Below are 25,873 nucleotides of genomic sequence, written 5' to 3' on the forward strand. Positions count from 1 at the left end.
CTTGATGTTTATTTCCAAATTTCATGCTATCACAAAATAGAAAAACAATCATATTTTCATCTTTGTAATCTTGCTCTTACATTTATGAATACATACATACGGACTTTATTCAGGTTATACTAATTTCAGAGGTGATGTTCTTTGCACAATGAAGGAGTTACATTAACAAATGAGTATTGGCAAGCAATTATTCATAATGATTCTTCCTATGATAGCAAATTCTTTTATGCTGTGAAATCAACTGGAATCTTTTGCAGACCATCATGCAAATCAAGAATACCGAATAGAAACAATGTACGAATTTTTCATCATGCAGAGCAAGCATTAAGTGAAAACTTTCGCCCGTGCAAACGTTGTAAGCCAAATGGGATCACTTTACCTAATGAAGAGTGGGTAGAACAAATTAAAGACTATATCGAAAAGCATTATGACGAATCCTTAACTCTCGACATGCTTGCGGAAATGTGTCACGGTAGCCCTTTTCATTTACAGCGTACTTTCAAAAGAATAATAGGGCTAACTCCTATAGAATATATACAACAATTCAGGGTTCTTAAAGCAACCGAATACCTTTTACACACAAATCAATCTATTAAAGAAATTAGTACTGCTGTCGGGATAGAAAACCCAGAGTATTTCGCAACTTTATTTAAAAAGAAAACCGGATTTACTCCTACTGAATATCGAAAAAAGAACGAAATGAAAGAGGGATACGATAATGAATTCCTACAAAAATAATTATATATATTGGACGCTACTTACACATAAAAATTGGCGATTTCATATTGCTGCAACTGAAAATGGACTATGTTTCATTGGATCACAAGACGAAAACTTTGAAGAATTAAATATATGGGCTAGAAAAAATATGCCCCAACATATATTGATTCATACTCCAGATTACTTGCAAATATATAAACAAGAAGTTATCGAGTATTTAGAAAACAAGCGAGAAACTTTTACATTTCCTATCGATGCTTATGGAACTAATTTTCAATTATCTGTTTGGAATTCGGTACGTGAAATTCCTTATGGAAAGACCTATTCTTATACAGAAATTGCTGAAAGAATTCAAAAACCTAAAGCTGTGCGCGCCGTTGCTTCTGCTATTGCTGCTAACCCTCTTCTTATTACCATTCCTTGTCACCGCGTTATTGGGAAGAATGGGAAACTAACCGGATTTAGGGGCGGATTAGAAATGAAGAAAAAATTGCTTACATTAGAAAAGTTTCAGGTGGAATTCATATGACAGCAGAATATAATAGCGCATTATCTATAGCAGTTCCAAAAGAATTTTGTTTCCAAGAAAATTTACGTTATCTATCACGTTCTAATAATGAATGTATGTTCCATATTGAAGATAACAAAATTTATAAAGTTATCCCTGTTCAAGATGTAAATCCTTTAGTTGAAATTAGTGTGAATACAGATGGAAATATTCAAATACGTTGTTTAGAAGAATCATATACATCTGAAAAATCGATACGTGAAGCTGTAGCTAACTATGTAAAAGAATGGTTTGATTTAACTACTGATTTAACCCCCTTTTATACATTAGCTAAACATGATTTACTCCTTCAAGGACCAATTGAACAATATTATGGCCTTCGTACTTTAGGTATTCCAGACTTATTTGAGGCACTTTCCTGGGGAATTATCGGTCAACAAATTAACCTAACATATGCTTATACGCTAAAAAGAAGATTAGTTGAGCAATTTGGAAGTTATGTAGAATGGGACGGTAGAAAACATTGGATATTCCCATCACCTGAAACAATTGCAAATCTACATGTAGAAGATCTTCAACAACTAAAACTGACGACTAGAAAATGTGAATATTTAATCGGTATTGCGAAGCTTATTACAGAGAGAAAACTATCAAAAGAGGATTTACTGCAAACACAAGATGTAAAAGTTGCTGAGAAACAATTAACTGCTATCCATGGTATAGGCCCATGGACTGCCAACTACGTTTTAATGCGTTGTTTAAGATTTCCTTCAGCTTTTCCAATTGATGATGTTGGTCTGCATAATGCAATTAAATTTATAACAGGTTCCGAAAATAAACCGACTAAAAATGAAATAAAAGATTTCGCGGCAAACTGGGCTAATTGGGAGTCTTATGCGACTTTTTATTTGTGGCGAGTACTATATTAAAAGAACCCAAGTAGCACATTCGTACTACTTGGTTCTTTTTTAAGCTTGCTCCTCAAAACGTCTTGCAATTTCCACAATAACTTGAACGGCTTTTTCCATAGTATCTACCGAAACATACTCAAATTTACCGTGATAATTTTCACCACCAGTGAAAATATTCGGCGTCGGTAATCCCATATATGATAATTGTGATCCATCTGTGCCTCCGCGAATCGGATGAATATTCGGTTCAATGTCTAAACTTTTCATTGCTTCATATGCAATATCAACAATTTCTCTTACCGGTTCAATTTTTTCAAGCATGTTATAGTATTGATCATTCATTTCTAAAACGACTGCATCTTCGCCATACTTTTCTTGCATAGTCTTCACAATATTTTCAACGTTATTTTTACGCGCCTCAAAATTTTCACGATCAAAGTCTCGAATAATATAATACGCTTTACTTTGCTCAACATCACCACTTAAAGAAAGTAAATGATAGAATCCTTCATAGCCTTCTGTATATTCTGGCGCCTCTTCTACTGGTAAATACCCGTTAAACTCCATAGCCAGTTTAGTAGCATTGCGCATTTTATTTTTCGCTGTTCCAGGATGTGTATTCGTTCCGTTAAACGTTAACTTAGCACCTGCAGCATTAAAACTTTCATACTCTAAACCACCTAATGGGCCTCCATCCATCGTATAAGCAAATGATGCACCAAACGCCTCTACATCAAAATGCGCTGGCCCACGACCAATTTCTTCATCCGGTGTAAATGCTACTCTTATTTTCCCGTGCTTAATTTGCGGATTATGTATTAAATGGTTCATTGCAACCATAATTTCTGTAAGACCAGCTTTATCATCTGCTCCAAGAAGTGTCGTACCATCAGTTGTAATAATTGTATGGCCTTTATAAGATGGTAACTCTGGAAATTGTTCTGGTGTTAACACAACATTTAGCTCTTCATTTAACGTAATTGCGTTTCCGTCAAAGTTTTCATGAATTTGTGGTTTTACATTTTCCCCTGTAAAATCTGTTGCTGTATCTAAATGTGCTAAAAAGCCGATTACAGGAACATCCTTATCGGTATTAGCCGGAAGTGTTGCCATTACATACCCGTTATCGTCCATCGTTACTTCTGTTAACCCAATTTCTTTTAGCTCTTCCACTAATAACTTACCAAACTCAATTTGTCCTGGTGTTGTTGGTACTGTATGGCTTTCTTCATTTGATTGCGTATCAATTTTTACATATCTCGTAAATCTTTCAATAAGTTCTTGTTTCAAGTTCATTCACTCCCTTTTATGTTTCTCCCTCCATTATAATCCTTAAAACGAAATATTTTAACTTTTTTGACTGTGAAGATGTATATTTAATTTACATTGTTAACATTTTTAAACGAATGATAAAAAGACATAATATTTGTACATTAAAACCGTAACAGGTAACATACATAATTATAAAATATGGGAGGTTTTAAAGATGAGGCTAACTCTCTTTCGCTATTTTCTTTTTTTCTTAGGATTAATTTTCTTTGGCCTTGGAAATGCTCTTGCAGTCAAAGTAAAATTTCTCGGTTTACATCCTTGGGAAGTTTTAAATATGGCTCTCTACCAAAAGTTTGGATGGACGATTGGTACGTGGAGTGTCATATGTGGGTTATGTCTCGTTCTCATTTCTTTACTAGTAGATCGAAAATATATAAATGTGGGAACATTTTTAAATGCACTACTTATCGGTCCGATTATGGACTTTTTCTTACAATCAAATATTCTTCCAAACGCTAGTGATTATTTATGGTTAAACTTACTCATTTTATTTTCTGGTATCGCCATTACGGGTATTGGGGGAGGTATGTATGTTGCTGCTGGAATTGGCGCTGGACCTCGTGATGGATTCATGCTTACTATTTCCGACAAAACAGGACTATCTATTAGCCGTGCTAGAATCATAGTAGAATGTATTGTACTAGTTATTGGATTTATGCTCGGTGGCCCTGTTTTTATCGTAACTTTTCTATACACTTTTATTCAAAGTCCAATCTTTCAGCAATCATTTAAGGTATTTCAAACACTTTTACATACTTTACAAAACAAAGATAAAGTTAGTAAACATATTTAAATTACAACTTAATACAAATCAAACACCCTATTTACGATTCTCACCGCAAATAAGGTGTTTTTTTATCTCATAATTTTAGAATATATACTACTCATTCACAATAAAAGTATATACATCGTCATAAATACAGCCATTTACCCTTATAACGTACTTCCCGGGTTTACTAAAACTAATTGTGTATTTATTTAGCTGAATTGCTTCTTTATCTCCAGAAAGAACATCAATGCTTCTGCCACTTAATACATATAATTCATTTAGATTCATTGATACATCAATTACATTGAAATTCTCCTCTTTCACTTGCTGTGCTTCCGCAACGCTTACACTTGGTTCTAAAAACAGTAGTCCACTTAATCCAATCGTCCCCGCTAAAGCAACTCCCGCAAACTTTTTAATCTGTTTCATTACAATGACCTCCTTATAGATTTTGCGTAAAGGTGATGTCCCCCTTACACCACAAAGCCTATATGTAATGAAATGAAAAGTAAACGGAGACAGTAAGACAAAATTCTACATCTTTTTCTCATATTGAATATAAATCCAACGTTTGGAGTTTTGACACATTTAAAATTGTTTCCCTAAATCAATTTCCTCATACTTTATTCAAATACTGAATAATTACTTATTGATTTAACATTCTAAAAATAGTTGATAAAGATACTTTCTATTCAAAAAAAGATTTTGCTATAAAGTAACTTTTACAACAAAATCCATGCAACTAATTTTATTCCTCTTTCCATAATCTCTCCACATTCATTAATTGTTCTTCTTTAAACTCCATCTTATATATATCTGGTTTTGACGTATTCATTAAAAATTCAAAACCATATTGTTTATCAAAATAATTTATCATTAATGTCATGACAAGCCCATGTGTACCAATTACAATTTTGCGTCCTTGAAAATCCAATAAGATTTCTTTTAATACTTTCACTACTCTTCTCTGGCAATGTGCATATGACTCTCCTTCCATTCGTGCAAAGTCCGGATTAGAGAACATCTTCTGTACAAGTGGGTACACCTCTTTGTCTGATATAACCTGATCCTCACTTGAAAACATACACTCTTTAAGATTTTCATATACTACTATTTCTTTTTCATGGAAATTAGCTGACTCCTCTATCGTTAACATAGCCCGATTATAAGGACTGGAAATAAAAGTATCAATCCTCTCCGCTTTTAATATGTCAGTTACTCTACGGGCATCCATATGTCCCCTCTCAGTTAACCCGCGCATTCTTTCATTTCCTTCTAGTTTTGGTGACTCACCATGTCTAACCATATAAATATATGTGCTCATAATTTCTCCTTAAAATTTTTTATAAAGTGAAACTTTAATTAGCCCTCACTAATCGGGCTTTTACAGGAAAATAGCGAGATAAGTTAATAAATCACGTTCATTTATCCCATTTCAACACTTAGGCGTAATACTAAAATACTTTATAAACTGTGCTGATTTGTTCGTCTAATCCATTCTCCTACTAAACTCTCAAATAATTCAGGCTGCTCAATTTGCAAATTATGCCCTGCCATATCTAACACTGCTAATGTTGCCCTTGGATATTCTTCAATAATTTCTATAATATTTTGATAACCTACTGATATATCTTGTCTTCCAGTCAGTAAAAGAACGGGATTTTCATATTTTTCACGCTGAAAATCCATAGTAAGAGAGTAATTCTTTTGCAACCTTTCAATAAATTCATCATTAGCAACATCTAACCCAGGCTTAATTTCTTCTTTAAATCGCTTATATGTATATTCATTTGCTATTACAGCTAACTCACAAAATTCCTCTCTTTCTGTGGAAGTGAGCGTATTTAAAAATTCCTCATCTTGTACAATTACCTGTTTATCTGGAAGAATCCTTTTTTCTGGCTCCGCCACAACAACAGGACATACTAATAGTAATCCGCTAACTCTCTCAAACATCTTTGCAAGTATACCTTTGGCTAAATAGCCTCCATATGATTCTCCTACCAATAAAAATTTTTCAGTAGAAATGATTTCCTCAATAAATGTGATAAGCACTTCTATTATACGATCTGAACTATTTATCCAATTTGGAGCATTCGATTTTCCCATTCCAGGTAAATCAATATATATTCGCTTATAACCTTCATATTTCTGAAATACTGATTCCATACATTTCATCATTAACCTATGGTCAGGGGCGCAGCCATGTATGATAATGACCGGTTTACCCTCTCCCACAACTTCATAGTATATTTCTGCATCTTTAATTCGATATATCATAAAAAACCTCCCTATTTAGTGGTAATACTATTCCACTCTGTAAGAATACACGTTCTTATTTTATATCCTTTCTCAACATTTTCACAAATGTTAATTTTCAGATTAAAAATAAAAAGCTCCCCAAAAAAAGATACTCATCATTTTATATGCAATTTTGCATCTCCACTTACAAATCACTAAAAAAACTTTACAATTCAAAGGATGACTAAATATACAATTTCTATTTAAAGTCTTGATGCAGTCTATACTATCAACCGCAATATTTTTTAAACCTTAAGAATACTTACACTCTTTAACACTTTCCTTATAAACATGATTTTTATAAGGAAATCTGATACAATTCTTAAATAATATTATTATGTATAGATATAACGAACATAGTGCATAATTAAAGAAGGTGATTTCATTGAAATTAAATAAAAATTTACAATTATGTATATTAATCGGAACATTAATATGCTATTCAATCTATTTTATGTTTTTCTATCTGTTCCCTACTCATTTTTCAAATTCAGATGTACGCTTCGCTTCACTTGTCGTTGAAGCCATTACATTTGTATCACTGATTTACTCTATATATTCTAAAAAAGTCAGTTCAAATCCGTTTTGGATATGTATTACAATAGCAATTGGTAGTTTTTTATTAGGGAAAATAGTATATACATATCAAGATAGCTTCTTCGAAATTCCAATACATCGTTTTACGGTTTCTGATGTATTTTACATGTTTTTTCTACTTTTCTGTCTTATCGCTTTCTGCTATAAAATCTTAAAGGAATGCAATAAATGGGAAAAAGCGTTCTTTATTTGTGATATATGCATAGTGCTTACTTCCATATTTACATTAGAATGGTATTTATTTAATCAACCAAATTTAAATATATTCGCTCTTTCACTAGGAGATGTTTTCCTTTCATTTTTATACCCAATTGCAGATTTATTATTTCTACTGCTAGGTGTTAGTCTCTTTTTCCGTCCAACAATTTTTAATTCCAAACGGAAAATTTATATCTTTATTTTTGTATTAATAAGTTCTGCAACTTTTAACTATATTTATTTTTACTTAAATAACCACTTATCAACTGAAACGATAATATTATTACGTCTTTTATATAGAATACCTATATTACTTATTGCAATAGCTGGCTCTATTTCAGAAGATCATAATAGCCATAAAAATTATTTCCTTGTAAACCCTATAATAGGAAAAAAAGCTTTAGTTGTATTTCCCTATCTTGCTGTTGCAATACTAATCGGGTTTACATTAAAAGAACAAACATCATCTTCAACTCTCATTACAGGAAATTGTATTACTTTTATTTTCGTACTCATTCGTCATTCTATCGTACGTATGCAAAACAATTCCTTAACAAAACGTTTGCAGGCATTTAATGCCCAACTAGAAGAAAAAGTTACTTTACGGACGTCTGATTTAGTTCATAAATCAGAGGCTCTTTCTCAAAAACAGCAAAAGTTTAAATCATTATATGAATATCATCCTGACCCTATCTTCACCATTGATTTAAATGGAATATTCTTAAATGTAAATAAGGCTGGGAGTGTACTACTTGGGGCACCAACGGATGAGTTATTAGGTGAAACTTGTTTTTCGATCATTTTAGATGAAGATAAGCATAAGCTAGCATTGGCATTAGAAAAAGTGAAACAACAAGAATCGGCATTCTTACAACTTAGTTCTCAATATAAAGATGGCTTTACTTATTTTTTATACGTTACAATCATTCCTATTATAATAGACGGACAAATTTCAGGAAGCTATATTATGATGAAAGATATTACTGCACTAAAAAAACAGCAAGAAGAAATAAAATATTTAGCATTCCATGACACTGTAACGAAAATTGGGAACCGTGCCTTTTTCCATAAGAAATTAAAGAGAGTTATAAAAAATGCTAAAATAACAGAAAGCGAGTTTGCATTATTATATTTAGATTTAGATCGCTTTAAAGCAATTAACGATACACTTGGACATTCGTCAGGAGATTACATATTAGAAGAAGTAGCAAAGCGATTCGAATCATGTCTTCCATCACATGCTCATCTTTCAAGAATCGGTGGTGATGAATTTACAATCATAATTGAAAACTATACTGACGAAGATTACTTATTCCAATTATGTAACCAATTATTTAAATGCATGAAAAAGTCATTTATCATACATGAGCATAAATTAACTTTATCACTGAGTATCGGCCTCGCTATTTATCCACATTCCGGAATCGATACCGCTACACTTCTGAAAAACGCTAATGTTGCAATGTATGATGCAAAAGCAAAAGAGTTTAACTCTGTCTCTATTTATGACGATGTAATCGCTAAAAAAATTGAAAGACGATTACGATTAGAAAAAGATTTACCAAACGCTCTACAAAATGAAGAATTGTTCCTTTTGTATCAACCTCAAGTTGATAGTGAATCTAATAAAATTATCGGTGCAGAAGCTTTAATTAGGTGGAATCATCCTGAATTAGGTATTATTTCTCCATACGAATTTATTCCGATTGCAGAAGAAACACTACAAATTATTTCAATAGGAAAATGGACATTAGAGCAGGCTTGTAAGCAAATGAAACGTTGGCACGCACTCGGATATTCACATTTAAAAATAGGTGTAAATTTATCTGCTAAAGAATTTGAACAAGAGGATTTTGTAAAATCTATTTCTTCTACTTTAACAAATACTGGTTTACCAGCAAGCTCTCTTGATCTTGAATTAACAGAGCGAATTGCAATGATGGATGAGCGAGAAACATTGATAAAACTGCGTACACTAAAAAGTTTAGGGATTCACATTTCAATTGACGATTTTGGTACAGGTTATTCTTCGCTAGCCTACTTACCTTTATATCCAATTGATACGTTAAAAATCCCGAGAGAATTTATTACAATGTCTGAAACATGTGATGATGGAATGGAAATTATTAAAACAATCATCACATTAGCAAATACATTAGGAATGTCTGTCATTGCTGAAGGTGTAGAAACGAAAGAGCACGTAAATTTCCTTCAAAAAAATAAATGTCAGTTTATTCAAGGTTATTATTACAGTAAACCTATTCATATTCATGCATTTACTGAGCTATTAGAAAACGGCATTCACCCATAGTACATAGCCAATTGAAATAAATAATAATGAATTTGAACAAATATAGTAAAAAGGAAAGAAGATACCTTCTTTCCTTTTGTTTTCCTATTTACATTTCTATTACTTCACCACTTCATTTATTATATCTATTAAATGATGAATCCCCTCATCATTTGTTTTCTTATATCCATTCATGTTTTGAATATATTTATCCTTATTTGTATACAACTTATTTACTGCATGTATAAATGTATTCGTACTTACTTTGTCTTGGAGTATAACTTCCGCATATCCTTGCCGTGAAAAATATTCAGCATTTAAAACTTGATCTCCTCTACTGGAACTGTTAGTTAACGGGATAAGCAACATCGGTTTCTTCAAAAATAACAATTCAGAAATAGCAGTAGAACCCGCTCTTGAAACTACAACACTTGCCATATTTAGTATATGCGGCAACTCATCGCCTATATATTCAAATTGCATATACCCCTCCGTGCCAATAGATGGGTCTATCTTCCCTTTACCACATATATGAATAATATTAAAGTTTAATAGTATTGTATCTAAACATTCCCTTACCATATCATTTATCCACTTAGCACCTTGACTCCCACCCATAATTAATAATACTGGTTTATCTTGCTGAAATTCACAATATCTTCTTCCTCGTAATACATTACCCTTCTCAATTTCTTCCCTTACAATTGGTCCTACATAAACCTTCTTCTCCTTATTTACATTTTCTCCTGTCTGAGGAAATGTTGTGCATAGCTTTGTAGCAAAAGGTAATGCTATTTTGTTGGCAAGCCCTAATGTGCTATCTGGTTCACGTATAATTATAGGCACACGATTTAACCATGCTCCTATAGCTACAGGAACTGAAACAAATCCTCCTGCTGAAAAGATAACGTCAGGTTTTGTTTTCTTAATTAAATTATAACTTTGTAAACAACCGCGTATAATTTTAAAAGGATCTTTAAAATTCTCCCAATCCCAATATCTCCTAAGCTTGCCCGTTGAAACACTATTGTATTTAACATTTTGCACTAATGATTTTTCAATTCCATTTTTGGATCCAATATACTCGACTCTCCATCCTTTCTCTATAAATTTAGGAATTAATACAATATTAATCATAACGTGTCCGGCTGTACCGCCCCCAGTAAAAAGAATCGTTTTGCTCATAACTTATACCCACCTTTATTATTAAAAATCTAGCTTTCTCTTTACCTTTTAAATGTAAATAAACTTATTATTTTTTATATAAATCCTTAACTCCACCTCTATATCTTGTAAAAGATCGTTAATGAGTTCATAAAAATCATTTCCATACTCACTACACTCGTATTGAGCAAAGATTTGAATCACATACCTAGTTTCCGTCTCTAATGCTGACTTTATTCGATTAACCCTTTTTTCTTCTACATACGCTTGATATTTATGTATTGCCTCATAAATAAGCAATACATGCGCTTTTTCATCTCTCCAGTCCTGCGTATCAACAATTGAAAGATATAGCGTATTTTGATTATCTATTACTTCATAACCATTCATATATTTCTTACATCCTTTTTTGTTTTTCATTGCATGTAGATGTCACTACATTTCGCATACTCAAGTACATCTTTTAATGATTGATGAAATTCAATTTCTGGGATCCAACCTAACTTTTTTATTTCCTCTATTGCTAAACTCTCATTTGAGTCGCTCCCTTTTTTCTCTGTTTCCTCTATAAAAAAATTTAGTTGTGTTAATTCTTTATATTGTTCTAGTACATCTAATAAAGACCGTTTTACTCCTGATCCGATATTATATTGTTTTCCATTTATTCCATCTCGTAATAACACATGATACGCTTTGACCGCATCACGTACATCTACAAAATCTCTACTATCTTTCAAACTGTTTACTTCGATAATAGCTTTACTTGTACCTGATTCTATCTCTATCATTTTCTTTGCAAGAATCGAACAAATACCATTCGATACTCCTGGACCAATTAAATTTGAGGGCTTTGCAATGATAATATTTGAATCCATTAATCCTCCCCAAGCCTCTGCAATAATGACTTGCATCGTTTTACTTAAACTATATGGATTTGAAATTTTTATTTCGTTCATACTATTTGCTTGCAAAGCAGATCCTATAACTAATGTTCTACAATGCGAGGCTTCTTGCTTAATTGCTTCTAATAAATATAACGTTCCTATTACATTAATCTCTATATATTCAAGGGCAGCTGTCCAAGATTCTATGACCGAATTCCTTCCTGCTAAATGCAATACGTAGTCTGGCTTTATTTGTTTCATCACCTTCATTACTTCGCTCTTATTAGTTAAATTACAAGTAATACCATTTCTAATTTTTTCTCTATGTGCACGATTTTGAAACATAGGAATTACATGAAAGCCCTGCTCTAAAAAATAGTGGCAAGCATGGCGTCCTGTGAAACCATTTGCACCAGTTATCAAAAGGCTCGCATTTTTTTTCATCGCAAAAATCCTCCTTTTAATAGCATTTGTTTCACCTCATGTTTTTCAAGTAATTCTTGTTGAGAACTAAAACTCTTCACATCCACTAGAGGATAGCTAGAATAATATTCTTGAAGTCCTTCTATAGGAATAGTCGGTAGTACCACAAAATAATTTTGATCAAAACTTATACTTGTTTTACTCTCTACCTCAGATAGAAGCATTTCACTTAATTTTTCACCCGGTCTTATCCCTACCTCTTTTACCTTAATGTTTTCTTTTCCCGAATCTTCAATTAATAATTCTGCTAAATCTGTTATTTTACATGCCGGCATTTTCATAACAAAGATTTCCCCGCCTCTACCTTGAGATACGGCTTTAAATAACAACCCAACAGCATCTTCAACTGTTAAGAAAAATCTAGTCATATTGGCATCGGTAATCCCTACTTGTGAAGATTTTTTAATTTGTTGTTTAAAAAGTGGTACTACACTTCCACTCGTTCCTAAAACATTTCCACCACGAATACAAATGAATTTTGTTTTCTTCGTTTGTATATTCGCATGAACCATTAATTTTTCACCAATTGCTTTTGTCATCCCATACGTATTTGATGGATCAGCTGCTTTATCCATTGAAACATATATAACTTTTTCAACTTGCATCTGTATAGAGGCTTCAATTACATTTTGCGTACCATGTATATTGGTTTTTATAGCTTCATAAGGATAATACTCACATACTGGAACATGTTTTAAAGCTGCAAGATGGAACACATAATGTACATCTTGGCAAGCATAGACTAGTTGATCTTTATCACGAATATCTCCAATAATAAATTTTAACCTATCATCATTTATAAACTGTTGCTGCATTTCAAACTGAACCGTTTCATTTCTTGAAAAAACTCTAATTTCTTTCGGTGATTTTTCTAATAGTTGTTTTATAAGTTCATGCCCCCACGAACCTGTCCCACCAGTAATTAAAATTATTTTATTTAACATTCTTTTTCCTCCTACGAAACATCTCAATTTAAATAATATTTATTGAATTATTTTCAATTGATTCAAATCATAATCGTCGTTTGTTACATTTAATTGACAAAATAAAAAAACAGAAACTATTAAACATAGTTTCTGTTTTTCATTTCATCTCACAACAGTAAGATTTTTTATACGGTTTTCATGATAAATAAATTCCTTGTAAAAAACACCGCTCATTTATTTCTTATACTCGTAATAAAATAAATAGAATGATTCATAGCCAATAATCATGTTTAAATTTATGAAAAAGGGAGGTAACGGAATGGATCTAAGCAATTCAAATCATACATATAACGGACCTTCCAAAGCAATGCCCCTCTCCCTATTCGACGTAAAAAATGAATTAAAACAAAAAAGCAAGCTTATTCCTTCTGACACCATGTATAAATTAACGAAAGAAGAACAACTCATCATCAACAAAATAAAAATACAAACAGAACAACTAAATAAAAATAATGTTACAAGAACACGCGCATACTACCAATTTTACATTCAATATCCAGAAATACATTGGGCACTGCTTGGACATATGGTATCACGTAACGGCGGTTGGAATATGACTGATTTAAAGGGCGATTTATATACGAGAATTTTATCAGAAAAAGATCAATTCATATTTTTTTCTTTTTTAGAAAGAGGGAATTGGCTTATTTTCCAAGATGTATATCCTCAATTTTTACTTTACGAACAAAGTGTAAAGAGATCACAAAAGTTATTTCACCTTCTTTCTCACCTAAATGTTTCTACATTTATGGAAACGATGTGGAACCATTTTTGGAAAACAGGTAACAAAAAAACTTTAGCGATTGCAACTATTATTAATGAACAAAACTACTTAGAAAAAAGAGTGATTCAAAATGGACAATTTAAAAAGACTGTACTAAATAGTATTGGATTTAAACTCTTTGATTTCTTTCAGTTTAATCATATCCTTTTCCCATTCTACGAAAATGATAAGAAACAAAAAGTATTACTATTTGGTGATACAATGAAACATTTCACTTCCTTACATGAACGGATATTAATTGGAAAAAGATTGTACTCATTATTATTTCGAGATACACATATTTTATCTCAAATAATAAGCTGGGCTCAACACCATCCGCATACAGGATCTAGGAAAGATTACTGGCCCCATTTATTTTCGAGTGTAAATGAATCTTTTTCCCGTGAGTTTTATAAGCGCCGAATAAAGAAATGCCAGTTACGAAATGATGCTTATCGCATATACAGCCCTGCACTCATCTATGCATGGCGAGATATGAAGCATGAAGAAGTTGACAATAAAGATTGGTTTACTGATTGGCAAGTTGTAAATTACTTAGTTGATAAGGAGGAAAATATAAATGGACAAATTACAGAAGACTACTGCAAAACACTCGAAAAAATTGAACTCGCCATTCTCGCAAAGAAAAATGTCCTCCTCCGAGAAGAAGAATGAGTTTCTAGCATTAGTAGTTACAACCTTTCTCTCTTCTATTATTGGAACTTGCTTAGATGCCTTTTTTGTTAATAAACAAATATATTCCTTTCCGGCTAGGCCCTTCTCATCCACATTTTCGGTTAATATAGCTTTTACATTGTTCGTACTGCCGATTTTAACAGTTATCTTTATACACATTTCAAAAAAATTATCTAAGGTTTCTAGAATTTTATTTATTATTTCAATCGGTATTTGTGCTAGCCTTTTTGAGCAGATTGCTGAAAGTTTAGGTTTATTTGTACATAGTGCGAATTGGAACCATACATATTCTTTATTTGGTTATATGATTTTTCATTCTTTTATTTGGAACGTATATAATTGGATAAAAAAATAAAGAGACCATTATAGGTCCCTTCTTAAGCATACTCTTCCGTTATTGCTAATGGTGCCAATGTTTGAAGGCTTTTAGAGCGTAAACGATAGGCAACGACTTTCTTCTTATATTGCTTAATGACATCAACATGTTCCTCATAGCTATATAGAGAAAATCTAATCTCTTTATTCCCTTTCTTCGTATCAATGACTATTGGTATCCCTTCTCCGTGCGGTGGGAAATAATGTTTATCTAAAAACAAAGCCTCATTAAATTCATGAATAACTTGTAGTTTCATTTCTCCCTCTATATTTTTTCCATCTATCGATATAGAAGTATTTTCCGCCTCAAGCTTTTGATGCAATTCAAATTTACTAATAATTGATTCTACAACAGAAGTGGGCATGCTAGAAACTAATACTTTAATAGCTCCAAAAACAAATAATGTAACTATAAACCATGTTGTCATTGTTATCATCTCCATTACATTTAAAAAATAAATTTCGTTCCATACGGTATTAGTATACTAATGAGTATGCCAGTTACAATCACATATCCATATTATGAAATCTCATTTAGCGTGTCGGCAAACCGTTTAATTCCAATTTGAATTTGTTCTATATTCGCTCTACCAAACGTAAATCGTATATATTCATTTTTCGAACCTAAAACACTGCCCGGAACAAATGCGACACCATTCCGTATAGATTTACCTAATAAGTTATATTCATCAAACTTTCCTTTCACTTTACACCATACATGTATTCCACCCTCTGGCACGAAACATTCAACTCGGTCTCCCAATGTTCCTTCAAGCTCTGCAATTAATTCATCTCTTCTTTGCTTCAATTGTCCACGAAGTATCGTAATGTGTGTATGGAAATCCTTTGATTCTAAAAACTGATTTGCTACCCACTGCGTAAATACACTATGGCCAAAATCAACTTGTTGCTTTGCATCTGCTAAACGCTCAATTACGCGCGTAGGACCAATTACCCAGCCAATACGTAATCCTGATGCAACAATTTTTGATAATGAACTTATATAAAGAACATTCCCATTTTGATCCATTGATTTTAATGTCGGATTCACTTCTCCATTAAATGAAGTTAAACTATACGGATCATCTTCTACAATAGGTATACCAAATTCAGAAGACAGTTCTAAAATCTTTTTACGTCTCGCTAATGAAAGCACAGTTCCAGTTGGATTTTGATAATCTGGATTCAAAAACACCATACGAATGCGATGCTTTTTGTGCAAATCGATTAAGTCATCTGGATTCATTCCATGCTCATCAACAGGTAAATGAAATATGTTTAAACCGGCCGATTTAAACATTGGAAGCGAAAAACAATACGAAGGATCTTCAATCGCGATCGCATCGCCAGGTTTTAATAAACATTGAACGATAAGATTAAGCGCCTGTTGTGCTCCAGACGTAATAAGAATAGAGCTTGAATCTGCTTCAATTTGTTTATATTGCTGAACATGTGCTGAAATTGTTTTTCTCAACATCTCATTTCCAAGTGGATGGTCATAACCGAGGTTTTCCATAAATGTTTTCTCTGACAAAATTGTTCGAAATCTATCACTTGGAATTAATTCTGGTGACAGTTCACCACTTGCTAAATTAATTAAATCATCTTTTTGTGTTTCCGTTCGAATTTGTTGAACGAGTGGTACGTTAGGTAAGAATGATCCGTCCTCCACGTACCTACCCCAGTTCGGTATTCGTTTATGTGAGACACCCCATATGTCTGTATTGACCCGTGTTCCGCTTCCCTTTTGCCGTTCTACTACTCCAAGTGATTTTAATTCTTCATACGCAGCTACTATTGTACTCCGGTTCACCTGTAATTCCTTTGCTAACATACGCTCAGAAGGTAACTTACTATCAGAAGGAAATTCACCTGAAGAAATGCCTCTTTCAATATAATCAGCAATTTGTTTATATACAGGTGTCTTATCTGCACGATTTGGTTTCCATTCCATCTAGTTCCCTCCTTTCAAAACGAACTATCCTCATTTTTTACTAACAGTATTCACCGTAAAAATAGTATTAATTAGTCACATTTTCTTATCCGTAAATGGATATATCCAAAATAGTTCTCTTTCTGATTACTCGATAGCTTCTGAAATTCCAACTTCATACTCTCATTTCAGTTCTTTCACAAACTATCAAATCATTACCACATACCATGTTACCCCAACCAGTAGAACAAAAAGAAGAAGAATATAGATTGCAGATAAGTTTTTCACATTTCTCTTTGTAGACTTTCCATAATTATCCTCCACGTTTCTTGCAACTAGTACAGTCCCAAATAGCGATACAATTACAATAATAACGACTAGTGAAATTGCAAAACTCATTGTCTTTTCACCTCTCTAAGACCCATCTATTTTAATTAAAGAACTTACATAAAAACCTTCCTCTTTAAAACGTTGATAACATACTACCTTTCTTCTCTTATCATAATAGATGTTTGTAAAAATCGGACCAACCACTTTCGCGTTTTTTTGCTCATCCACTTTAAAAATAAAAAGCAACTGATCACTTAAGACCAATTGCTTTTTCGCAAGGTTAATTATATTCATTTTTCACTTGTAATTAATCCGATTTAAAAGTTTGATTTTTTCATAATGAAAAGTATCGTTCACACCATTTACAAAAAAGAACCTATGAAGGTCCTTTTTCGAATTGTACAACACAGCACTATGTTGAGTATCTTAAATTTTATACTAATGATAAAGTGAAACTTTAATCAGCCCTCACCAATCGGGCTTTTACGGGCAGCAGGCTCCTACCTAACTTCTTTGCTTCCTCTGAATTTTGAGGTAGGGGTCTTACTGCCCGGCAAATAGCGGGATAAATGTTAATAGACTTATTCTTCAATAATGAATTGTGAAATTAGCATTTCTAAATTTTCAACTTTCTTTTTCATTTCATTAGATTTCGTCGTTATTTCTTGAATCAATGTGGCTTGTGCTTGAATTGATTGTACCGTTCGATTCGTTTCTTGTGCGACTTGTGTTGCAGTTTCAGAAACTATTGACAAAGAGGCATTTACTTCTTCTGTCCCAGCAGACATTTCTTCTGTGGCAGCAGACACTTCTTGAATTTGGGTCGTTATTCTATTAATATCTTGCATAATAGATGAAAATGCGAGTTCTGCCTTATGCGCTGCTTCTTTACCACCACTAGCCTGTTGTTGACCTTTTTTCATTACATGAACTGTATCCTCTGTATCTTGATGTATAAAACGTATTAAATTATTTATATCATTTACAGATGTTTTAGATTTCTCAGCTAGACCTCTTACTTCAGCTGCAACTACTGCAAATCCTTTTCCATTTTCTCCAGCACGTGCTGCCTCAATTGCAGCATTTAAAGCAAGTAAATTCGTTTGTTCCGCAATATTAGTAATAACATCTAACGCTTCTTCAATTTGTTGTGTACGCGTAACAAGTCTATCAATGACCTTAGAAGTTTCTTCGACAACTTCATTCACGCTATTCATTTGATGAATAGATTGTTTTATAACTTCACTACCAGAATTTGCTTGGTCTATTGTTGCAACAGCAACTTCAGCAACCATCGCTGAAGATTCAGCTACTGTTTGAACACCAGTTGCAATTTCTTCCATTGAAGTTGAACTTTCTTGAATACTAGTCACTTGTCCCTCTATTTCTTTATTTATTTCAGAAGTAGTTCGAACAACCTCGTTTGATATATGTGCTGCCGTTTTCGTCTCTTGTAGCATATTTTCAGTTGAAACAATCACTTCTTTCGCCGTAACCTTCACCTGACCGACTAATTGTTGCAAGTTATCTAACATACTATTAAAGGATTGTACAATATGGCCTAATTCGTTCTCGGATTTATAAGAAGTTCGAATTGTTAAATCTCCAGCAGATACTCGTTCCATATCTTTTTGTAATAATACAATTGGTTTTTTTATAGCATTTTTTGTTATAAAACCAATAAAAATGATTATTATGATTCCAACAAATGAAATAATTACAAATGTTATGATTGTATTTTTCACACTATTAACATTCTCTTTTTGTAGCTGTTCAGCAGCATTATTATTATATAAAATAAGTTCGCGAATAGACTGAATTGTTTTTTCCATATTAGGGTCAATTTCTTTTAAATAATAGCTATAGGCTTCTTCATTATTAGTCAGTCCCAAATCCTGTGCTTTTTTCATTTGTACTCTTAAATCTTTAAATTGACTTTGAAACGCATTATACAAATCTTTTTCTTTATGAGAACTAATTCTAGTTTCAAATTGTTTTAACAGCTCATCATTTTCTTTTCTAGTCTTATCCATTTCTATTATGAGTTCTTTCATTCTTTTTTCATCTTTCGATATCATAATCTCCATAAAATTCATATTAACATGGTAAAAATTTGATTCTACAATTCCTATCCATTCAATTGGTAATAGTCTTTCTTCATACATACTAGAAGATGCATTTTCACCTTTTTGAAGCCCTAAAAACCCGAGTGAAGATAACATAATACAAGCTAAACTCGATATAATGACTAACACATTTAATTTCGTTCCAATTTTACTATTTTTAATAAAAGACAACAAAATCACTCCATCTATATATTATATTTTACTTGTTTTATATTACAACAACAATCGACATTTATCGACATTTTTTATTAATCTTATAATTATATTCGAAGAACTTGATTCTCATACTATCAAATACTAAAAAGTCTTATGGGAATCCCACAAGACTTTTAATAGAGTTATATTGTTTCTATGAAATTATGATAAAAATTAAAGCGACTTATTAGTTCTTATAACTTCTTGATAGAGAATCGGTGACCACTTATCACTAACATAATCTTGGATAACCCAACCAACTCTTTTTGGATTCTCTTGTTTAATATATGCCGCGATCTCGGGATTTATATAAGACGCATAATAATATGGACTGTTCCATGCTGTACCACCCGAAGACAAGCTTGTAAAATTAATATATAGATGATTTAAATCCTCGCTATTGTTCATCGTTTCATTGATTGTATCTTTAATAGATTTTACTTTCTCATCATAACTCACTTTATATTTATCTTGTACTGTTACATTTACATTTTTGTTTACAGTTGTGGTAAACGTCTCATTATCTGGCCAATAAAAATTATTATATCCTCCAGATTCATTACTGCCACTATATCTTTTTAGTAGTACAATTTTCCCACGAGCATCTCCAAGTTTTATATTTCCTTCTGTTTTTAAAAAGATAGGATCAACAAAATAATTTTTTTCAAACGTACTACTAAATGGACCTTCTGCCCCTTTCATATCCTCATACTCTTTTTTTAAAGACATAATAATCGTTTCACTCGGGTTATCTTTTAAAAATTGTTTCGCTTCGTTTATGAATTCATGCAGTGTTACATAAAGATATAATGGCCCATGATGAAGAACTATCGTATTATCATCTGTTAAACGTCCTCTTATATCAAAAATGCGAGCTCCATGGTCCATTTGATAGCGAAAATCATATTCTTGCGTCATTCCCCATACTTGCTTAATCGGATTTTGCAACTTGAACGTTCCACTATCGTGTGTTCCTGGAATTGAAATTCGTGATAACGGGATATTATCAGGTATAGGTTGCATCCATTTTGACCAATTTTCAAGCTCATTAACAGAGCTAGCTGCAACTACTCTCTTATCATGTAAAACAAATACAAATGTGATAAATATTGTACTACATATGAATAATTTCAAAATTAACTTTTTATTGCTCATTATTATCCCTCTCTTTTTCTGTTTTTATATCAAATTTATTGAATATAATATAAGCTAGTTCATAAAAAATAAATAACATTTCATCAATATGAAATATTGCATAGAAGTAAAGTTAAAAAATCATTCACATATACTAAATTAGAAAAATTTAAAGGAACTTCATCTGAAGTTCCTTTTACTTATTTTATGTTCAATACGTATGAACCATCTTTATTCTCATATTTATAGACGTATAAATAATATTTACCTGGCTTTGCATTATAAGTTCCTTTAACTACATTTCCTTCATTTTCACCATATGCTACATAGTTATTTAAATCTGATTCATGATGAAGTACCCATGTCATTCCGATATTTTGTTCATTTAGTAGAGAAATATTAATATTTTCCGGCGATTCAATTTGGAAAGTAAAAACATCTACTCTATCACTATTATGTAGCGTTCCTTTCACCGGTGTATGAAAGTTAACTTTATTTGCCTGTCTAGGCTCATTATTTGGTTCATTTTCTGTTACTTGTAATTCATTCCCACCGTTTGGTTTTCTTTGTTCATAGCCTAAGTTTACTAGTATAGACTTCAAATCTGGTAAAACACCAATTTTATCTGCATATGGATCTTTAGATTTTGTTCCAGTGCTCTGGTTGCTTAATATTGCTCTTAGTTCACTAGGTCTATATGGTTGTCCTAAATTTTCTTTAGCAATACTTTGTACTAAAGTCGCTGCCCCAGCAATAATTGGCGAAGCACTAGATGTTCCGCTAAAGCTTGAAGTATAAAGATTTACAGCACTTCTACTTTGCTCGGCTGTAGTTGTATCTACATTTTCTCCCCATCCGTACACATCAATACGGCTTCCATAATTCGAAAACCACATACGTTCATGAGGGAAAGATGAAGAGCCAGCTCCTACCATAATTGCACCCGAATCTTTAAAATCTTTACTATTACGATTTAAGACTTGCTTACCTTTTCTATCTTTGAACTGGTCTAAATCATTCCACCCATTTGCTCCAGCCTCTATAATTACAATTCCCTTATCTGTACCAGCACGAATTGCATCAAAGATATCTGGCTGTACTTCAACAGGTAAATATTTATCACCATATCCATCGAAAGATGCTTGCGCCTCTAACAATAAAACATCCCCAGCTTCTAACTGATTTACAGCGCTTAATATTCCATCAGCCGTATTATACTGTCCGTTATCTCTTATTTGAGAGATAACCTTTGCTTTCGCTTTTGGCGCAATACCAATATTCCCAACTTCATTGTCCTCAGAGGATACAATTCCTAGTACAGACGTCCCATGACCGACATGCTGATCTATATTTCTTCCAGACATTAATTCAATTTTTTGATGTAATAAATCCTCATGATTTAATAACCATCCGTATTCCATATCAACAAAAGTGATACCATTTCCATTACCACCTTGAATTCCCCAGGCGAAAGGCGCATTAATACCGTATGGGGCCGCTTCAAGATAACCTTGTTTTTTAAATCTAGGATTGTTATTAGGATTAAGAGCTACACTTGATGATTGCACTTCAGGTGGCATTATTTTCTCTTGTTTCTTCATATACGCATCTTCTATTAAAGAAGATGCCTTTAACTTATCTACTATTTCTTCTTCATACCCACTATTTTGATTTTGAAGAATATAGTAGTTTAATAAACTTGTAGATACATGATTAGGTGCTTTCACTTCAAGGTTTTGTATTTGTTCCGGGCTTACAGATGTGAATAAACGAGTAAATGTTACATCTGGATATTCTGTCAAAAGATCTTTTATTACTTTATCATTCGTTTGAGATTGTATTTGTTTTTCAATACCATCTTCATATGGCAAATCCAAATCCGCTTTAAATTTCACAATGATTTGCTTATCTGTTTCTTGTTCTATCCCTGATTTAATCTGCTGTTCTATAGAATCAGCATGTACACTATTGATAGTACCTCCTGTTCCTAAAAGTGTTGTAATGATTACAGTTGACGCACACACTTTTTGAAATATCTTCATTACATTAATCCTCCTATTAATAATAATTAATCATTATATTAATATATAATGATTTTATTTCTGTAACGTATTTCTTTTCTACTAAATAGATTATAGTAATCAGAAATATGAACTTCAATGTATTTTCATATGCAATATTTCATATTCGGACTCTACACTACACGCATATGAAACTTATAGTGATTATTTATTTTATATGTGCTAATATACTTACATTAATATATTACGCATATATACATTCCAAACTACATTACTTAATAGTTTCACCTTAATTTTTTCTTAGGAGGATTTACAATGAAATTACTAAAAATCAAACATATAATCCCTTTATCTGCGGCTGCAATTACATTCGTATGTAGTCAAAGTACAGCTGAAGCTTCTACCATTCATACAGTAAAAAAGAACGATACACTTTGGGGCATTAGCAAACAATACGGAGTTTCAATACAATCCATTAAACAGGCTAATAATAAAGGAAACGATCAAACATTTATTGGCGAACAGTTACATATTCCAGGGTCCGTGAAATCAAATGAAATCACTGTTCCTCAAAACGCCAAGCCTGCGAACATTTCTGGACAAATTATTTATCAAGTACAACCGGGAGATTCATTAGAATCGATAGCAAAGCGTTACAATGTCACTGTCCAATCTATAAAACAAATTAACAATACAGTCGGAAATAAGCTTTATACAGGACAACATTTAAAAATCAACTCAAGCATTTCACAAAAAGAAAAAGACTTAATGGCACGCTTAGTTACCGCTGAAGCAGGTGGCGAATCCTATAAAGGAAAAGTAGCAGTAGCGAAAGTTATACTAAATCGTGTGAATGCAAAAGGTTTTCCAAATACAATAACAGGCGTTATTTATGAACCTATTAAATACGGATATGCATTTACTCCTGTTACAGATGGAAGAATTAATCAGCCTGCAAGCGCAGAAGCAAAAATGGCTGTAGAAGAGGCTATCTCCACAAATGGAGTACATTCTGACTGGCTTTATTTCTACAATCCAAAAACATCAACAGACAAGTGGATTACGACACGTCAAACAGTAGCAGTAATCGGTAACCATGTTTTTGCTAAATAAGATTTAAAATCATTAACAGACCTCTTCACTTAAAAGGTCTGTTTTTTTCTATGTAAAATGTTATTAATCATATGACATAGTTATTTTTTAAACTGTTTCTTCTTTCAAATAAAAATTTTTGTATTTACTCCACCACTCGTAGAAATTAATAAAGCATCAAGTTCAAAAACTCTCACTTTATTAATAAAAGCTATTTCTTAACTTCATAAAATTGTTATACACTAGAAAAATAAAAAACAAACTATTCGTTAGCAGGTGGAAGAATATGTATGATGTTACGATTATCGGCGCTGGAGTAAGTAGCATTTTTATGGCTTATTCACTAGCTAAAAGTAACAAAAAAGTTTTAATTCTTGATAAAGGTAAAACGCTAGAAGAACGCCATTGTCCGTTAGACGAAGGAAAGGCGTGTAATTGTACTACATGTGATAAATATTTCGGGTTTGGTGGTTTAGGAAAATCTGAAGGGAAATTTAATTATACAAACGGATTTGGCGGAGAACTTGAGCAAAAAGTCGGTAAAGAGGGCTTTATACAACTCATGGCTGAAGTAGATGAAATTCTATGTCAGTTTGGTGGAAGTTCGGTTTCAAAATATTCTACTGAAAATTCAAGTCTCACTAAGAGAGCTGAAGCGTGTGGTTTACAAATACTAACAACAGAAGTAAGACATCTTGGTACTACACTTTCCAGTAATATTTTTCAGCAGCTCTATGACTTTTTACTTACGAAAATAAAGATCCAATTTCATATAGATGTACAACATATTCTGAAACAGGAAGATTATTTTACAATAGAGACAAATCAAGGAACAGTTCAAACTAAGCAACTAGTATTTGCAACTGGGCGCTCTGGGGCCGATTGGTTAAAAGAAATGTGCAGTTCCCTAAATATTTCTCAGAAGCAAACACGTGTAGATTTAGGAATTAGAGTAGAAATGAAAGAACATCAATTACGTTCTATATTAAAAGATACTTTTGAAACAAAACTTTCTTATCAAGGTGAGCATTTCACAGCAACTACTTACTGTATGAATCCAAAGGGACGCATCATTCGAAAGTACGAAGAAGGTTTAGTTATGCCTGACGGTCAAAATTTTCGAGAACACGGAACTGGCACTTCTAACCTAAATTTCACTTTATTTATTCCTCGCTATTTTCCAACTCTCAAAGAAGCAAATGTATACGCAAGTTCAATTATTAAAGGCATTAACCAAGGACGAGATCGGATTGTTATACAGCGCTTAGAGGACTTACTAAAGAAACAACCTACGGTGGAAAACAGCATGGAACATAATCGTATACAGCCTACACTACAGGGGGATTATGGAGATTTGAATCAAGAAATCCCTCAATTATATATTGAAGGGCTCAAAGAATTTTTATTCCGTTTAGAACAATTTATACAAGAGCCTATCGATCAACATACTTTACTATATGGAATTGATGGAAAGTTCTATGCTCCTACGATAAGAATTAATAATCATTTTGAAACTAGTATACATGGGCTATTTTTAATTGGAGATTGTTCAGGCGTTACGCATTCATTATCTCAAGCAGCTGCAAGTGGTCTGTATGTTGGAAAGTACTTATCTGACATTTAATTTCTATCATTAAAATGTCAGTCAAATATTTTCAATTTCAAAACACTTTACTTACATATAGTAAAAGTATATTAATAAGCCCCCTATCCTTCCCAGCTAATGATTAACCGACAAAAAATCGGGATTTTACAAAATACATGTGTAATATAACTGTATAATTAAAACGATTGGCATTCAATTCTAATAAATTGAATGTCAACAGTTTTAAAAGTCTCTATCCATTTTCACCTTTATTTGTTCGATATTTTGTAACATCATCATAGTGTTTAATATGGTAGGATGTCTATAAGTCAATTTCACTACAACTATGACTTGTTCTGCCCGTTTCTCAAAAAGAGTTATATTTATGCTACTACGCTTTAAAAATCCCCATTGTATATATATGAATACTTCAAATTATTCCCTTTAGAAAACAAAGTCTAAATGGTTCATTACACTCTA

Annotated in this window: 23 protein-coding genes; 9 read left to right on the forward strand and 14 right to left on the reverse strand. The window is 32.5% G+C overall.

The annotated features are described in order from the left end of the window. Nucleotides 1-141 precede the first annotated feature (141 nt). Genes F3I02_RS09965 through F3I02_RS09975 form a run of 3 tightly spaced genes read left to right on the forward strand, consistent with a single transcriptional unit; the run spans nucleotide 142 to nucleotide 2,157 of the window. Complete coding sequence (locus tag F3I02_RS09965) at nucleotides 142-738, forward strand: bifunctional transcriptional activator/DNA repair enzyme AdaA (protein ID WP_000551322.1); 597 nt, start codon at nucleotides 142-144, stop codon at nucleotides 736-738. Beyond that, entirely contained in the window at nucleotides 719-1,249 is a 531-nt protein-coding gene (locus F3I02_RS09970) for a methylated-DNA--[protein]-cysteine S-methyltransferase (RefSeq protein ID WP_196477909.1), read from the forward strand. The genes F3I02_RS09965 and F3I02_RS09970 overlap by 20 nt, the downstream gene beginning before the upstream one ends. After that, complete coding sequence (locus tag F3I02_RS09975; RefSeq protein ID WP_000123508.1) at nucleotides 1,246-2,157, forward strand: DNA glycosylase; 912 nt, start codon at nucleotides 1,246-1,248, stop codon at nucleotides 2,155-2,157. Before F3I02_RS09970 ends, F3I02_RS09975 begins: the two co-directional genes overlap by 4 nt. A gap of 39 nt (nucleotides 2,158-2,196) precedes the next feature. Here F3I02_RS09975 and pepT read toward each other — a convergent pair whose 3' ends face one another. Next, nucleotides 2,197-3,429 (reverse strand): peptidase T, encoded by a 1,233-nt coding sequence (gene pepT / locus F3I02_RS09980; protein WP_000807004.1) that lies wholly within the window; start codon nucleotides 3,427-3,429, stop codon nucleotides 2,197-2,199. A gap of 196 nt (nucleotides 3,430-3,625) precedes the next feature. On the opposite strand from pepT, the gene F3I02_RS09985 reads away from it, so the two are divergent. Beyond that, nucleotides 3,626-4,264, forward strand: coding sequence for a YczE/YyaS/YitT family protein (locus F3I02_RS09985; protein WP_001241254.1), 639 nt, complete (start codon nucleotides 3,626-3,628; stop codon nucleotides 4,262-4,264). A gap of 87 nt (nucleotides 4,265-4,351) precedes the next feature. Here F3I02_RS09985 and F3I02_RS09990 read toward each other — a convergent pair whose 3' ends face one another. From F3I02_RS09990 to F3I02_RS10000, 3 genes are all read right to left on the reverse strand, one after another. Further along, entirely contained in the window at nucleotides 4,352-4,669 is a 318-nt protein-coding gene (locus F3I02_RS09990) for a hypothetical protein (RefSeq protein ID WP_000809491.1), read from the reverse strand. A gap of 319 nt (nucleotides 4,670-4,988) precedes the next feature. Then, complete coding sequence (locus F3I02_RS09995) at nucleotides 4,989-5,564, reverse strand: histidine phosphatase family protein (RefSeq protein WP_061884504.1); 576 nt, start codon at nucleotides 5,562-5,564, stop codon at nucleotides 4,989-4,991. Nucleotides 5,565-5,704: 140 nt separating this feature from the next. Then, nucleotides 5,705-6,520: an alpha/beta fold hydrolase gene (locus tag F3I02_RS10000; protein WP_000640344.1), complete on the reverse strand. Its 816-nt coding sequence runs from the start codon at nucleotides 6,518-6,520 to the stop codon at nucleotides 5,705-5,707. Between the two features lie 406 nt (nucleotides 6,521-6,926). Between F3I02_RS10000 and F3I02_RS10005 the strand changes: the two genes are divergently transcribed. Then, nucleotides 6,927-9,647 (forward strand): sensor domain-containing protein, encoded by a 2,721-nt coding sequence (locus F3I02_RS10005; RefSeq protein WP_061884505.1) that lies wholly within the window; start codon nucleotides 6,927-6,929, stop codon nucleotides 9,645-9,647. Between the two features lie 99 nt (nucleotides 9,648-9,746). Here the strand turns inward: F3I02_RS10005 and F3I02_RS10010 are convergent, their stop codons facing one another. Genes F3I02_RS10010 through F3I02_RS10025 form a run of 4 tightly spaced genes read right to left on the reverse strand, consistent with a single transcriptional unit; the run spans nucleotide 9,747 to nucleotide 13,101 of the window. Then, a complete protein-coding gene (locus tag F3I02_RS10010) occupies nucleotides 9,747-10,811 on the reverse strand; it encodes an undecaprenyldiphospho-muramoylpentapeptide beta-N-acetylglucosaminyltransferase (protein WP_061884506.1) in 1,065 nt (354 codons plus the stop codon). 48 nt (nucleotides 10,812-10,859) lie between these two features. Then, nucleotides 10,860-11,210 carry a DUF6572 domain-containing protein gene (locus F3I02_RS10015; RefSeq protein WP_074593605.1) on the reverse strand — a complete coding sequence of 117 codons (351 nt, stop codon included), beginning with the start codon at nucleotides 11,208-11,210 and terminating at the stop codon, nucleotides 10,860-10,862. Beyond that, on the reverse strand, nucleotides 11,207-12,118 hold the full coding sequence (locus F3I02_RS10020; protein ID WP_000739081.1) for an SDR family oxidoreductase: 912 nt from the start codon (nucleotides 12,116-12,118) through the stop codon (nucleotides 11,207-11,209). The genes F3I02_RS10015 and F3I02_RS10020 overlap by 4 nt, the downstream gene beginning before the upstream one ends. Next, on the reverse strand, nucleotides 12,115-13,101 hold the full coding sequence (locus F3I02_RS10025; protein ID WP_196477910.1) for a UDP-N-acetylglucosamine 4,6-dehydratase family protein: 987 nt from the start codon (nucleotides 13,099-13,101) through the stop codon (nucleotides 12,115-12,117). The genes F3I02_RS10020 and F3I02_RS10025 overlap by 4 nt, the downstream gene beginning before the upstream one ends. A 301-nt stretch (nucleotides 13,102-13,402) precedes the next feature. Between F3I02_RS10025 and F3I02_RS10030 the strand changes: the two genes are divergently transcribed. Beyond that, nucleotides 13,403-14,581, forward strand: coding sequence for a DUF2515 domain-containing protein (locus F3I02_RS10030; RefSeq protein WP_196477911.1), 1,179 nt, complete (start codon nucleotides 13,403-13,405; stop codon nucleotides 14,579-14,581). Continuing rightward, the gene (locus tag F3I02_RS10035) at nucleotides 14,556-14,957 is read left to right on the forward strand and encodes a CBO0543 family protein (RefSeq protein WP_033672769.1); all 402 of its coding nucleotides are present in this window, start codon (nucleotides 14,556-14,558) and stop codon (nucleotides 14,955-14,957) included. Before F3I02_RS10030 ends, F3I02_RS10035 begins: the two co-directional genes overlap by 26 nt. A 22-nt stretch (nucleotides 14,958-14,979) precedes the next feature. Here F3I02_RS10035 and F3I02_RS10040 read toward each other — a convergent pair whose 3' ends face one another. The 6 genes from F3I02_RS10040 to F3I02_RS10065 form a co-directional block, all read right to left on the reverse strand. Further along, complete coding sequence (locus tag F3I02_RS10040; RefSeq protein ID WP_000214631.1) at nucleotides 14,980-15,405, reverse strand: YfmQ family protein; 426 nt, start codon at nucleotides 15,403-15,405, stop codon at nucleotides 14,980-14,982. Between the two features lie 92 nt (nucleotides 15,406-15,497). Next, on the reverse strand, nucleotides 15,498-16,931 hold the full coding sequence (pdxR, locus tag F3I02_RS10045) for a MocR-like pyridoxine biosynthesis transcription factor PdxR (protein ID WP_074593601.1): 1,434 nt from the start codon (nucleotides 16,929-16,931) through the stop codon (nucleotides 15,498-15,500). A gap of 186 nt (nucleotides 16,932-17,117) precedes the next feature. Then, nucleotides 17,118-17,309, reverse strand: a complete 192-nt coding sequence (locus F3I02_RS10050; protein ID WP_000006453.1) for a hypothetical protein — start codon at nucleotides 17,307-17,309, stop codon at nucleotides 17,118-17,120. A 512-nt stretch (nucleotides 17,310-17,821) separates the two neighbouring features. Beyond that, a complete protein-coding gene (locus F3I02_RS10055; RefSeq protein ID WP_000008148.1) occupies nucleotides 17,822-19,537 on the reverse strand; it encodes a methyl-accepting chemotaxis protein in 1,716 nt (571 codons plus the stop codon). A 198-nt stretch (nucleotides 19,538-19,735) separates the two neighbouring features. Beyond that, complete coding sequence (plcA, locus tag F3I02_RS10060) at nucleotides 19,736-20,716, reverse strand: phosphatidylinositol diacylglycerol-lyase (protein ID WP_196477912.1); 981 nt, start codon at nucleotides 20,714-20,716, stop codon at nucleotides 19,736-19,738. A gap of 179 nt (nucleotides 20,717-20,895) precedes the next feature. Beyond that, a complete protein-coding gene (locus F3I02_RS10065) occupies nucleotides 20,896-22,737 on the reverse strand; it encodes a S8 family peptidase (RefSeq protein ID WP_000689215.1) in 1,842 nt (613 codons plus the stop codon). A 294-nt stretch (nucleotides 22,738-23,031) separates the two neighbouring features. Here F3I02_RS10065 and F3I02_RS10070 point away from each other — a divergent pair, with 294 nt between their 5' ends. Then, nucleotides 23,032-23,829: a cell wall hydrolase gene (locus tag F3I02_RS10070; protein ID WP_000771012.1), complete on the forward strand. Its 798-nt coding sequence runs from the start codon at nucleotides 23,032-23,034 to the stop codon at nucleotides 23,827-23,829. A gap of 265 nt (nucleotides 23,830-24,094) precedes the next feature. Further along, nucleotides 24,095-25,432: an NAD(P)/FAD-dependent oxidoreductase gene (locus F3I02_RS10075; RefSeq protein WP_196477913.1), complete on the forward strand. Its 1,338-nt coding sequence runs from the start codon at nucleotides 24,095-24,097 to the stop codon at nucleotides 25,430-25,432. Nucleotides 25,433-25,873: the final 441 nt, after the last annotated feature.

This window comes from Bacillus sp. SRB3LM (assembly GCF_015712745.1).
In the GTDB taxonomy this organism is placed as follows: Bacteria; Bacillota; Bacilli; order Bacillales; family Bacillaceae_G; genus Bacillus_A; species Bacillus_A thuringiensis_K.

Bases quoted from the DNA above. Each gene is read 5' to 3' on its own strand.
- F3I02_RS09970 (WP_196477909.1), top strand. From the start codon at position 719: ATGAATTCCTACAAAAATAATTATATATATTGGACGCTACTTACACAT.
- F3I02_RS09975 (WP_000123508.1), top strand. From the start codon at position 1,246: ATGACAGCAGAATATAATAGCGCATTATCTATAGCAGTTCCAAAAGAA.
- F3I02_RS09985 (WP_001241254.1), top strand. From the start codon at position 3,626: ATGAGGCTAACTCTCTTTCGCTATTTTCTTTTTTTCTTAGGATTAATT.
- F3I02_RS09990 (WP_000809491.1), bottom strand. From the start codon at position 4,669: ATGAAACAGATTAAAAAGTTTGCGGGAGTTGCTTTAGCGGGGACGATT.
- F3I02_RS09995 (WP_061884504.1), bottom strand. From the start codon at position 5,564: ATGAGCACATATATTTATATGGTTAGACATGGTGAGTCACCAAAACTA.
- F3I02_RS10000 (WP_000640344.1), bottom strand. From the start codon at position 6,520: ATGATATATCGAATTAAAGATGCAGAAATATACTATGAAGTTGTGGGA.
- F3I02_RS10010 (WP_061884506.1), bottom strand. From the start codon at position 10,811: ATGAGCAAAACGATTCTTTTTACTGGGGGCGGTACAGCCGGACACGTT.
- F3I02_RS10015 (WP_074593605.1), bottom strand. From the start codon at position 11,210: ATGAAAAACAAAAAAGGATGTAAGAAATATATGAATGGTTATGAAGTA.
- F3I02_RS10020 (WP_000739081.1), bottom strand. From the start codon at position 12,118: ATGAAAAAAAATGCGAGCCTTTTGATAACTGGTGCAAATGGTTTCACA.
- F3I02_RS10025 (WP_196477910.1), bottom strand. From the start codon at position 13,101: ATGTTAAATAAAATAATTTTAATTACTGGTGGGACAGGTTCGTGGGGG.
- F3I02_RS10030 (WP_196477911.1), top strand. From the start codon at position 13,403: ATGGATCTAAGCAATTCAAATCATACATATAACGGACCTTCCAAAGCA.
- F3I02_RS10035 (WP_033672769.1), top strand. From the start codon at position 14,556: ATGTCCTCCTCCGAGAAGAAGAATGAGTTTCTAGCATTAGTAGTTACA.
- F3I02_RS10040 (WP_000214631.1), bottom strand. From the start codon at position 15,405: ATGACAACATGGTTTATAGTTACATTATTTGTTTTTGGAGCTATTAAA.
- pdxR (WP_074593601.1), bottom strand. From the start codon at position 16,931: ATGGAATGGAAACCAAATCGTGCAGATAAGACACCTGTATATAAACAA.
- F3I02_RS10050 (WP_000006453.1), bottom strand. From the start codon at position 17,309: ATGAGTTTTGCAATTTCACTAGTCGTTATTATTGTAATTGTATCGCTA.
- plcA (WP_196477912.1), bottom strand. From the start codon at position 20,716: ATGAGCAATAAAAAGTTAATTTTGAAATTATTCATATGTAGTACAATA.
- F3I02_RS10065 (WP_000689215.1), bottom strand. From the start codon at position 22,737: ATGAAGATATTTCAAAAAGTGTGTGCGTCAACTGTAATCATTACAACA.
- F3I02_RS10070 (WP_000771012.1), top strand. From the start codon at position 23,032: ATGAAATTACTAAAAATCAAACATATAATCCCTTTATCTGCGGCTGCA.
- F3I02_RS10075 (WP_196477913.1), top strand. From the start codon at position 24,095: ATGTATGATGTTACGATTATCGGCGCTGGAGTAAGTAGCATTTTTATG.